The sequence below is a fragment of the Nonomuraea sp. NPDC050680 genome, from assembly GCF_040654555.1.
Taxonomy (GTDB): domain Bacteria; phylum Actinomycetota; class Actinomycetes; order Streptosporangiales; family Streptosporangiaceae; genus Nonomuraea.
Window position 1 is genome coordinate 208,942 of sequence record NZ_JBFAIF010000001.1, and the last position, 11,267, is coordinate 220,208.

Genomic DNA, 11,267 nt, shown 5'->3' on the forward strand with positions numbered 1-11,267 from the left:
TAGGTCACTCCCTAACGTCTCACTCGGCCTTTGGTCGTTCCCCCCAGGCCAAGCCAGCTTAGGGCCCGTACGGCCGGTCCGGGGCCACGAGCGGCCAGAGCCTCGCGCGCGCCCGGCTCACGTTTCGCGAAGGACAACAGCATCCCCAGGGCGGCGAGGGTCGGCAGCAGCGCCGACCCCCCGTAGGAGAGCAGCGGCAGCGGGATACCGGTGATGGGCACCACGCCGAGCACCGCGCCCATGTTGACGACGGCCTGGCCGACGATCCAGGCCACGACGGCGGCGGCGGCCAGCCGTACGAAGGGGTCCTTGACCCGGGCGGCGACCCGCAGTCCCGCGTACCCGAGCAGCCCGAAGAGCACCACCACGGTCAGGGTGCCCATCAGCCCGAGCTCCTCGCCCAGGATGGCGAAGATGAAGTCGCTCTCGCCGTGGGGCAGCCAGCTCCACTTCGCCCGGCTACTGCCCAGGCCGAGCCCGAACCAGCTGCCGGAGGCCATGGCCATCTGCCCCTGCACGGCCTGGTATCCGTCGCCCTGGGCGTCGGCCCACGGGTTGAGGAAGGCGCCGATGCGCGCCATGCGGTACGGCTCCACCTTGATCATGATCAGCGTGGCCAGCACGGCGAGCGACAGGATGCCGCCGAACAGCTTCACCGGCGCGCCCACCACCCACAGCAGCGACAGGAAGACCATGAACAGCACCAGCGTGGTGCCCAGGTCGCGGCCGAACATGACCATGACGGCCAGGAGCGCGGTGCCCGGCATGAGCGGGATGAGCAGTTGCCGCCACTCGATGCGGCCCTGCCGCGCCCTGCGGGCCAGCAGGTCGGCTCCCCACAGCGCGAGGGCCAGCTTGGCGGGCTCCGAGGGCTGGATGCTGTAGGAGCCGACGTCGATCCACCGCTGAGCGCCCAGCTGGGAGGAGCCGATGAACAGCACCATGACCAGGCCGATGAACGACAGCGCCATCAGCGGATAGCCCGCCCAGCGGAAGAACTTGTGCGGCAGCCGGGCGCAGACCCACATGAGCGTCACGCCCAGACCGGCCGACAGCGACTGCTTGATGAACCAGGTGAACGGGTCGCCGGTCTTCTGCATCGCCTCGATGCTGGAGGCCGACAGCACCATCATCAGCCCGAGCGCGAGCAGCAACCCGCTGCAGCCGAGGATGAGGTAGTAGTTGGCCAGCGGCTTGTCCAGCAGCTCCTTGAGCACGGCGAGCTGGTCGCGGATCCAGCCGGTCGGCCCTTCGACCGCGCTCTGCCGTGACCGCTCCGGAGCCTGTGGAGTGGTCGTGCTCACGTGGCCGCCTCCAGGCCGCGTACGGCTCGCGCGAAGGCCTCCCCTCGGGCCGGGTAGTTGGCGAACATGTCCAGCGACGCGCCGGCCGGCGACAGCAACACGGTGTCTCCGGGGGAGGCGAGCCTGGCGGCTTCGGTGACGACACGATCCATCGCACCAGTGTCTTGGGCGGAGATGTCCACGACGGGGACATTCGGCGCGTGTCGCGCCAGAGCTTCGGCGATCCGGGCCCGGTCCACGCCGAGCAGCACCGCGCCGCGCAGCCTGGGCGCCGCCCGGCATACCAGGTCGTCCACGTCGGCGCCCTTGAGCTGGCCGCCCGCGATCCACACGATCGACGGGTACGACGACAGCGCCGCGGCGGCGGCGTGCGGGTTGGTGGCCTTGGAGTCGTCGACGTAGTCGACCTCGCCGACCCGATCGACGTGCGCCATGCGGTGCGGGTCGGGCACGAAGTCGCGCAGGCCCTGGCGTACGGCGTCGGGTGCGACGCCGAGCGTGCGGGCCAGCGCGGCGGCGGCGAGCGCGTTGGCCACGTTGTGCGGCGCGAGGGGCCGCACGTCGGCGAGGGTCGCGAGCTCCTCGGCGGCCTCGGCGGGGTTGGCCACGAACGCCCGGTCCACCAGCAGGTCCTCCACCACGCCCAGCTGGCCGGGCCGGGGCACGCGCAGCGTGAAGCCGACCTTGTCCGGGTAGGGGGCGGCGAGCCGCGACGCCTCGGGGTCGTCGGCGTTGTAGACCACGGTGCCCGCGCGCTCGAAGATGCGGCCCTTGGCCTCGGCGTACGCCTCCATCGAGCCGTGCCAGTCGAGGTGGTCGGGCGCCACGTTGAGTATCGCGGCGGCGTGCGGGGCGAGCGTGCTCGACCAGTGCAGCTGGAAGCTCGACAGCTCGACGGCCAGGACGTCGTACGGCTCCCCCACGGCCTCGACCACGGGCACGCCCACGTTGCCCACGGCCAGCGCCTTGCGCCCGGCGGCCAGCAGGATGGAGGTGAGCATGCGGACCACGGTCGTCTTGCCGTTGGTGCCGGTCAGCGCGAGCCACGGGGCCGCCTGGGCGGGGCGCAGCCGCCAGGCCAGCTCCACCTCCCCGACCACCTCGACGCCCGCCTCCAGGGCCGCGGCGATCAGCGGGTGGTGCGGCGCCCAGCCGGTGGTGACGAGCCGGGTGACACCCCCCGGCAGCTCCATCGGGCCGAAGCGCACCTCGACGCCGAGCCCGGCGAGCTCGGCGGCCACGGCGCGCCGGCGTTCGTCCTCGGCGGCCTCGACCACGACGACGGGCTCACCCCGCGCGGCGAGCACCCGCGCCACGGCGGTGCCGGAGACGCCGAGCCCGGCCACGCAGGTGAGGGCCATTACTTGGGCATCCATTCGACGTAGAACAGCCCGAGCCCGAGGGCCGCGCACAGCATGGCGATCAGCCAGAAGCGGACCACGATCGTGGTCTCGGCCCAGCCCTTGAGCTCGAAGTGGTGCTGCAGCGGCGCCATCCTGAACACCCGTTTACCGGTCATCTTGAAGAAGCCGACCTGGATGATCACCGACATCGTGATGATCACGCACAGCCCGGCCAGGATGATGAGCAGCAGCTGGGTGCGGGTGGCGATGGCCAGACCGGCCAGCACGCCGCCCAGGGCCAGCGAGCCGGTGTCGCCCATGAAGATCTTCGCGGGCGGGGCGTTCCACCACAGGAACCCGATCAGCGCCCCGAGCACGGCCGCGGCCACCACGGCCAGGTCGAGCGGATCTCGCACCCAGTAGCAGTTGGGGCCGAGCTGGTCGATGCAGTTGTTGCGCAGTTGCCAGTTGCCGATCAGCACGTACGCGCCGAGCACCACCCCGGTCGCGCCACTGGCCAGGCCGTCGAGGCCGTCGGTGAGGTTCACCGCGTTGGAGAACCCGACGATCATGATGAGGACCCAGATGGTGAAGCCCACGATGCCGAGCGAGGGCCCGAAGTCGCGCAGGAACGACAGCCTGGGCTCGGCGGGGGTGATGCCGTAGACGTTGGCCTGCTGGGTCACCAGCACCGCGAAGATCGCGCCGATGATGAGCTGGCCGAGCGCCTTGGCGCCGCTGCGCAGGCCGAGGCTGCGCTGCTTGTAGATCTTGATGAAGTCGTCGAGGAAGCCGACCGCGCCGAGCCCGGTCATCAGGAACAGCACCAGCATCCCCGAGACGGTCGGCGCCGACAGCGTGGCCAGGCGGGAGGCGCCGTAGGCGAGCAGCGAGGCCAGCACGATCACGGTGCCGCCCATGGTGGGCGTGCCCCGCTTGCCGTGATGCCCGGACGGGCCCTCCTCGCGGATCTCCTGGCCGTAACCGCGCCGGGAGAACAGCCGGATGGCCAGGGGCGTCCCGAGCATCGAGAGGACCAGCCCCACCGCACCCGCGATGATGATGTCGGTCACTGCGTGGCCCTCCCGAGCAACAGCTCGGCCGTCCGCTCCAGCCCCATCGCGCGGGGCCCCTTGACCAGCACCGCGTCACCCGGCCGCAGCCACCCGGCGAGCTCGGCGGCCGCGGCGGCGGCGTCGGGCACGTGCAGGATGAGCGTCTGCTGCGGCTGCGCGGGCCCTCCCGCGCCCGGCGCGCCCCCGACGACCGGCGGCACCGGCGGGCCGCCCGCACCCGGCGGGAACGGCGGGCCGCCCGCGAGCGGGAGCGGCGGGCCCGCGGCGGCGGCCGCCTGAGCGGCGGCGTAGGCGCCCTGAAGCACCGGCTGGGCGTCGGGCCCGGCGACGATGAGGCCCGCCAGTCCGGAACCGCCCGCCAGGCGGCCCAGCTCCTCGTTGAGGGCGGCGCTGTCCTCGCCCAGCTCGCGCAGGGCGGCGATCACGGCGAAGCGGCGGCGGCCGTTGCCGAGCACGCCGAACGCCTCGAACGCGGCCCGCATCGAGTCGGGGTTGGCGTTGTAGGCGTCGTTGACGATCGTGACCCCGTCGGGGCGGTCGGAGACCTCCATCCGCCACCGGCTGCGCGGCGTGGCCTCCGACAGCTCCGCGGCGATGGTGGCGACGGGCAGGCCGAGCTCGTAACCGGCAGCGGCGGCGGCCAGGGCGTTCTCCACGGCGTGCGCGCCGTACAGCTTGAGCCGGACCTGCCCGGAGCCCGAGGGGGTGCGCAGCGTGAACGAGGCGCGCCCGCGCTCGTCGACGACGACGTCCTCGGCGCGGATCGCGGCGGCCTCGGAGCGGCCGAACAGCGTGACCCTGGCGTCGGTGCGCGAAGCCATCTGGAGGACCAGCGGGTCGTCGGCGTTGAGCACGGCCACGCCGGTGCGCGGCAGCGCCTCGACGAGCTCGCCCTTGGCCTTGGCGATGGCCTCCTTGCCGCCGAACACGCCGATGTGGGCGGTGCCGACGTTCAGCACCACACCGATCCGCGGCGGCGCGATGCGGGCCAGGGCCTGGATGTGGCCGATGTTGCGGGCGCTGAGCTCCAGGACCAGGTAGCGGGTGTCGGCGTCGGCCCTGAGCACGGTCAGCGGGTGGCCGAGCTCGTTGTTGAACGAGCCGACGGGCGCGATGGTCGGCCCGATCCGCGCGGTCAGCCTGGCCAGGAGGTCCTTGGTGGAGGTCTTTCCGGCCGAGCCGGTCACGCCGATCACGGTGGCCTGGGGCAGCGCGGCGGCGTGGGCCGTGGCCAGGTCGGCCAGCGCGGCGGCGGCGTCGGGGACGATCACCGTGGGGGCCTCGACCGGCCTGGTGGCCAGCACGGCGACGGCGCCGGCCCGGATGGCCTGGGCGGCGTAGTCGTGGCCGTCGACCCGCGCGCCCTTCAGGGCGACGAACAGGGATCCCGGTTCTACGCCCCGTGAGTCGATCACGACGGGACCGCGCACCACGGCGCGAGGGTCGGCCATGCCCGACAGGGCGCCCGAGGTTATCTCGGCGATCCTGGCCAGAGGCAACGGGATCATGCGTGCTTCCTGCTTTCCTTGCGTGCGTTGATCGCTCCGGCGACCACTTCGCGATCGTCGAAGGGGATCACCTCACCTGAAACGTACTGGCCCTGCTCGTGACCCTTGCCTGCCACGACGATCACGTCGCCACGCCCGGCCCGGCCGATCGCCAGGTCGATCGCGGACGCGCGGTCGGGCTCAATGATCACATGAGCGCGGTCATGCTGCGGAACGCGGAGCGCTCCTTCCATCATCGCGGCCAGAATGTCCAGAGGATCCTCGGAACGAGGATTGTCGCTCGTGAATATGGCCACATCGGCCAGCCTCGCCGCGGACTCGCCCATGACCGGCCGCTTGCCCGCGTCACGCTCGCCGCCGCAGCCGAGCACGACGACCAGCCGGCCCGCGGTGACCTCGCGCAGCGAGCGCAGCACCGACTCGACCGCCGCGGGTTTGTGCGAGTAGTCGACGATCGCCTGGAACTCCTCGCTCGCCTCCGTGATGCGCTGCATGCGGCCGGGGACGCCGACCAGCGTGCCGACGCCGTGGACGGCGGTCTGCAGCGGCACTCCGGCCTCGACGAGCGTGACGATCGCGCCGAGCGCGTTGGCGACGTTGAACGGGCCGGGCAGCGAGATCTGGGCGTCGGCCTCGACGCCGCCAGGACCGGTCACGCGGAACGTGCTGCCGTCGGCGCCCAGCCGCACGTCGAGCGCCCGCCAGGCGGCTTCGGGCGCGCCCAGCGCGGAGAACGTGGTCATCGGCACCTTCGCCACCGACAGCAGCTCGCGGCCATAGGGGTCGTCGAGGTTCGTCACGCCCACGCGGGCCAGCTCGGGCTGGAAGAGCCGGGCCTTGGCGGCGAAGTAGTCGTCGAAGTCCTTGTGGAAGTCGAGGTGGTCCTGCGACAGGTTGGTGAACAGGGCCACGTCGTAGTGGAGGCCGTCGACCCGGCCGAGCGCCAGGGCGTGGCTGGAGACCTCCATGGCCGCCGCGGTGACCCCCCTCTCGCGCATGAGCGCGAACAGGCCGTGCAGCTCGGTGGCCTCTGGGGTGGTCAGCCTGGGCTCGAAGCGCAGGTCGCCGGCGCGGATCTCGACGCCGCCCACCAGCCCTGTGGTGTGGCCGGCGGCCCGCAGGCCGACTTCGAGCAGGAACGAGGTGGTGGACTTGCCACTGGTGCCGGTGACGCCGAGCAGCTGGATGTCGTCGGCCGGCCGGCCGTAGACCCAGGAGGCGACCGGTCCGAGCACGGCTCGGACGTCGGGCACGACGAGCACGGGCAGGCCCGTTTCGGCGGCGGCCGCGCGGCCGCCGGGATCGGTGAGGACGGCCACGGCGCCGCGCGCCATGGCCTCGGCGGCGAAATCGGCGCCGTGGGACCGGTTGCCCGGCAAGGCCACGTAAAGATCTCCGCGCCGCACGTGGCGGGAGTCGATCGTGACACCGGTGAGCGGGGCGTACGGCGACCGCGACGTGCCGGAATCGGCGTCGAGCATGGTCGCCAGCCCGGTCAGCGGGCGGGGCGGACTGGTCGTTGGACGCATAGACGACGGGGGACGCACGGCCGCAGCGTACCTTCCCTGGTCACTGTCCCGCGCGCGTCCGCACCGTGGGTGCGGTCGAGCCGGTCGGCGGAATCTTCTCGCTCTTGATGGCGAACGTCATCACGTCCTTGAAAACAGGGGCCGCCACCTGGCCCCCGAAGTGGTCCTTCTTGGGATTCTGCAGCACGGACAGCACGACCAGCCGCGGCGCGTCGGCGGGGGCGAACCCCGCGAAGGACGCCGTGTAGCCGTCGTAGCGGCCGAGCTGGGCGTCGTAGCGGTTGGCGGTGCCGGTCTTGCCCGCCACCCGGTATCCCGGGATGGCGGCCAGCTCGCCGGTGCCCTCGGCGCTCACCGCGGTCTCCAGCATGGTGGTGATCTCCTTGGCGGTCTTGTCACTGACCACCCTGGTCTGCTTACCAGGAGCGGACGGTACGAACCTGCCCGACTCATCCGTCGTGCCGGCGATGATCTGCGGCTCGACCTTGACGCCGCCGTTGGCGATGGTCTGGTAGACGCTGGCCATCTGCAGCGCGGTCACCGACACGCCCTGTCCGTAGGCGATCGTGCAGCTCTGGCTGCCCGACCAGTTCTTGTAGTTGGGCAGCAGGCCGGCCTCCGCGTTGGGCACGCCGCCGCCCGGCCGCGCGCCGAAGCCGAAGCTTTTCAGCATCTCGTAGAGGCGCTCGCTGCCGACCTTGCGCGCGGCCATGATGGTGGCGACGTTGCTGGACTCGGCCACGGCCTGGCGGTAGGTCATCGACTCCGGCTTGTGCGGGTGCGCGTCGTGCAGCACCCGGTCCGCGCACCTGATGTTGTCCTTGACCTGGAAGACCGTGTCGGGCGAGACCACGCCGGCCTCCATGGTGGCGGCGGCGGTGATCACCTTGTTGGTGCTGCCCGGCTCGAAGACCTCGGAGGCGGCCCGGTTGACGTAGAGGGCCGGGGGGGCCTTGCGCCAGTTGTTCAGGTCGAGTTCGGGGGCGTTGGCCATGGCGATGATCTGCGCGTTGCGCACGTCCATGACGATGACCGTGCCACTGCTCGCCTCGGAGTCGCGCACCTGCTTGGCCACCGCCTGCTGGGCGGCCCACTGGATGTCGCGATCGATGGTCAGCCGTACGTCGCGGCCGTCGACGGGTACCGTGCGCTGGCTGCTGGTCATGGGGATGCGCTGGCCGTCGCGCCCGGTCTCGACGCGCTGCTGGCCGTCGCGCCCCTTCAGCAGAGTGTCGCGCGCCTGCTCCATGCCGCCCAGCCCGCTCTGCTCGTCGCCGACGAACCCGATCAGGCTGCCGGCCAGGTCACCGCCCGGGTAGACGCGGCGGTAGGTCTTCTTCGTGGTCATCGCGGGCACTTCCGCCTTGAGCAGGCGGCTGGCCACGAGCGGATCGGCGTCCCTGGCCAGGAGCTGGTATTGGGTGTCTGTCCTGGCGAGCTTGGCGGCTATCTCCTGCTGGGGCCGGCCGAGCTGCGCGGCGAGCACGGCGGTGATCTTCGCCCGCACCGTGTCCTTGATCTTGCTGGGGTCGATGGCGATCTCGCGGGCCTCGACGGTGACGGCCAGCGCGTGGCCGTTGACGTCGGTGATGGACCCGCGCTTGGCCGGGATGTCCTCGATCTGCGTGCGCTGGCCCACGGCCCGCGCCTCGTAGACCTTGGAGTCCAGGCCCTGCATCTGGATGAGCCGGCCGCCGAAGATCGACAGGATGAACGTCATGCCGATCAGGCCGATGTTGATGCGCCGGCGCGGGTTGCCCAGGCGCAGCACGGGCGACGGCTTGGGCGGCCGCGGAGGCGCCGGGGGCCTGCGAGGCGGTCCCTCGCCGCCGCGCCGCCCGGGAGGCTGCGCGCGTGTGTGCTCGTCGTCGCGGGTACGGCGGAGCCTGCCGCCGTCACCGGGACCCTCCTCGCGGGCCCGGCGCACGTCACGGGGGACCTCTTCGCGGGTACGGCGGAGCGGGCCGTCGTCCTGGCGGGCCCGGGAGCGCTCGTCCCTGGCCGGGGGGATGCGATCCCTGGGGCGTTCGGCCTCCGGGCGCGGGCGTACGGAACGCTGACGGGCACGCTCCTTGGCGGCGTCCTCGCGAGAGCGGCCGCGCGACCCGTCAGCCGGGTCCTGCGGGCGCCGGGCCCCGCGCTCGTCTCCGTCGTCGCGGCCGTCGTCCCTGACGAACGGCCCGAAGGGGAGGTCGAGCGGGTCCGGGCGCTTTCTCGGCTCCTTGGGTGGATCGTCGGGCCGGCCCGCCCCCTCCGAGCGAGCCGACCCCGCTTGCCGCCCCTGCCGCCCCGGTCCGCCGGGGGTACGGCGAGAGGCGCCGGGCCCTCCCTGGGAACCGGCGCCGCCGCGGCCGGGTCCCTGCCCCCTGCCGCCTGTGTCTCTCACCGTCCCTGGTCCGCCTGGCTGGTGACGGCGCCGGCCTCGGTCAGGACGTTGGGCTTGTCCCAGTCCTTGTGCTGACCCTGCAGCTCGGCCTGGTCGGCGACCTCGGCGGGACCCATGTTCTTCTCGTTGGCCAGCTTGGCGCCCTCGTTGGCCTGCCGGGCCACCTCGATCTCCTTGCGCAGGTTGGCCGCGGTGATCGAGTCCTGCGCGAGAACGGTGTTGAGCAAGAGCAGGCTCAGCAGGCCGCCGCACATCAGCCCGACGACGAGCAGCACGAACGGGGCCCGCTGGCGCCCCCGCGACGGACGTCGCTTGAGTGCCGGGCGCGCCCGCTCCTGGCCCGCCGCAGTCCCGCCGGGACCGGTCGTCTCGGGACCGTCGGGGCGCGATCGCGGGATGGGCTTGGACTGGTGAGGCACGCCGGGCCTGCGCGGGGCGGTCTTGGGCGCCGTCTTCGGCGGGACGCCGCGGACGGCCGCGCCCCGCCTGCTCTCCTGCTCAGTCCTGGTGGTCAACACGGATCCTCTCTGCCGCCCGTAGCCGGGCCGAGGTCGCCCGCGGGTTGCGGGCCAACTCTTCTTCACTTGGGAGCTCGGCTCCCCTCGTCACCAGGCGGAACCGCGGCTGATGAGCCGGCAGCGGGACGGGCAACCCGGGGGGGCCGGTGTCCTTGGTTCGCGCCGCGAGGACCTGCTTGGTGAGCCGGTCCTCCAGGGAGTGGTAGGAGAGCACGACGACTCGCCCACCGAGCACCAGCGCGTCGAGCGCCGCGGGCAGCGCCGCCTCCAGGGCGGCGAGCTCCGCGTTGACCTCGATGCGCAGCGCCTGGAAAGTTCTCTTGGCGGGGTTGCCCCCAGTACGCCGAGTGGCGGCTGGAATCGCCTGACGAACGATCTCGGCCAACCGCTTAGTCGACGTTATGGGGTCCTTGGCCCTTTCCTGGATAATTAGGCGCGCGACACGCGGTGCGAACCGTTCCTCACCGTAATCGCGGAGGATGCGGGTTAGCTCCGCGGCCGAGTAGGTATTGACCACCTTCTCCGCCGTGAGCTCTTGATCCGTATCCATCCGCATGTCGAGCGGAGCGTCATAGGAATAGGCAAACCCGCGTTCGGCCTCGTCCAGTTGCGGCGAGGACACCCCCAGGTCGAACAGCACCCCGTCGACGGTGGCGCGGCCCGCGCGGGCGAGCACGTCGGCCAGTTCGTCGGACGAGGCGTGGACCAGCGTGGTCCGGTCGGCGTAGGGGGCGAGCCTGCGCGTGGAGAACTCGATCGCGAACGGGTCGCGGTCGATGCCGATCAGGTGCAGAGACGGATGAGCGGCGAGCAGGGCCTCCGAGTGGCCACCGAGGCCGAGGTTGGCGTCGACGACGACGGGCTCCCGGCCGGTCAGCGCCGGAGCCAAGAGCTCCAATACGCGGTCGAGCATGACCGGAACGTGACCGCCCGTGCCTGCGTTGTCGTACATCTCCAACCCCCCTCTCGCGTCCTTGCTCGCGGATGACGCGTCCGGACGATCATCGGCCCACCTGGCCCCCACCCGGCGCCGTCCGGCCAGGTCCCCATCCGCACCCTCTTCGTGGAGCCTGCCATCTGACACCGGGGAAGGTGCATCAGCTGGCGAGCAGTGGTTGCGGGTGGAGACCTCGCCGAACGACATCTCCGACGGATCGACCGTGGCTCTAGAGAATCCCTGGCAGCACCTCCTCCGACAGATCGGCGAACGCCTGCTCTTGCGCGTCGAGATAGGTGTCCCAGGCTTGGGCGTCCCAGATCTCCAACCGGGTGTTGGCCCCGATGACCGCGCAGTCACGCACAAGGCCCGCGTATTGGCGCAAGCTCTGCGGGATCGTGATGCGCCCCTGCTTGTCAGGCGTCTCGTCGGACGCGCTGGCGAAGAAGACGCGGCTGTAGTCGCGCACCGCCTTGGCGGTGACCGGGGCGGTGCTGAGAGCCTCGGTAATGCGCTGGAACTCCTCTACGGGAAAGACGTAGAGGCATCGCTCCTGGCCTTTGGTGATCACAAGACCCTCCGCCAGCTCCTCACGGTACTTAGCCGGCAGGAACAGCCGTCCCTTGTCGTCCAGACGCGGCTGATGGGTGCCGAGGAACATCGGCC

Annotated in this window: 9 protein-coding genes; all 9 read right to left on the reverse strand. The window is 71.8% G+C overall.

What is annotated here, in order from left to right; genetic code table 11:
- Nucleotides 1-11: 11 nt before the first annotated feature.
- Nucleotides 12-1,304: a putative lipid II flippase FtsW gene (gene ftsW, locus AB0H88_RS01020; protein WP_357639588.1), complete on the reverse strand. Its 1,293-nt coding sequence runs from the start codon at nt 1,302-1,304 to the stop codon at nt 12-14.
- Nucleotides 1,301-2,680: a UDP-N-acetylmuramoyl-L-alanine--D-glutamate ligase gene (gene murD / locus AB0H88_RS01025; protein ID WP_357639591.1), complete on the reverse strand. Its 1,380-nt coding sequence runs from the start codon at nt 2,678-2,680 to the stop codon at nt 1,301-1,303. Before murD ends, ftsW begins: the two co-directional genes overlap by 4 nt.
- Nucleotides 2,665-3,720, reverse strand: coding sequence for a phospho-N-acetylmuramoyl-pentapeptide-transferase (gene mraY / locus AB0H88_RS01030; RefSeq protein ID WP_357639593.1), 1,056 nt, complete (start codon nt 3,718-3,720; stop codon nt 2,665-2,667). Before mraY ends, murD begins: the two co-directional genes overlap by 16 nt.
- Nucleotides 3,717-5,231, reverse strand: a complete 1,515-nt coding sequence (gene murF / locus AB0H88_RS01035) for a UDP-N-acetylmuramoyl-tripeptide--D-alanyl-D-alanine ligase (RefSeq protein ID WP_357639596.1) — start codon at nt 5,229-5,231, stop codon at nt 3,717-3,719. Before murF ends, mraY begins: the two co-directional genes overlap by 4 nt.
- Complete coding sequence (locus AB0H88_RS01040; RefSeq protein WP_357639599.1) at nt 5,228-6,760, reverse strand: UDP-N-acetylmuramoyl-L-alanyl-D-glutamate--2,6-diaminopimelate ligase; 1,533 nt, start codon at nt 6,758-6,760, stop codon at nt 5,228-5,230. Before AB0H88_RS01040 ends, murF begins: the two co-directional genes overlap by 4 nt.
- A gap of 40 nt (nt 6,761-6,800) precedes the next feature.
- Complete coding sequence (locus tag AB0H88_RS01045) at nt 6,801-9,146, reverse strand: penicillin-binding transpeptidase domain-containing protein (protein ID WP_357639601.1); 2,346 nt, start codon at nt 9,144-9,146, stop codon at nt 6,801-6,803.
- The gene (locus tag AB0H88_RS01050) at nt 9,143-9,661 is read right to left on the reverse strand and encodes a hypothetical protein (RefSeq protein WP_357639603.1); all 519 of its coding nucleotides are present in this window, start codon (nt 9,659-9,661) and stop codon (nt 9,143-9,145) included. Before AB0H88_RS01050 ends, AB0H88_RS01045 begins: the two co-directional genes overlap by 4 nt.
- Complete coding sequence (gene rsmH / locus AB0H88_RS01055) at nt 9,645-10,616, reverse strand: 16S rRNA (cytosine(1402)-N(4))-methyltransferase RsmH (RefSeq protein WP_357641965.1); 972 nt, start codon at nt 10,614-10,616, stop codon at nt 9,645-9,647. The genes AB0H88_RS01050 and rsmH overlap by 17 nt, the downstream gene beginning before the upstream one ends.
- A gap of 214 nt (nt 10,617-10,830) precedes the next feature.
- Nucleotides 10,831-11,262: a division/cell wall cluster transcriptional repressor MraZ gene (mraZ, locus tag AB0H88_RS01060; protein ID WP_214637671.1), complete on the reverse strand. Its 432-nt coding sequence runs from the start codon at nt 11,260-11,262 to the stop codon at nt 10,831-10,833.
- Nucleotides 11,263-11,267 lie beyond the last annotated feature (5 nt).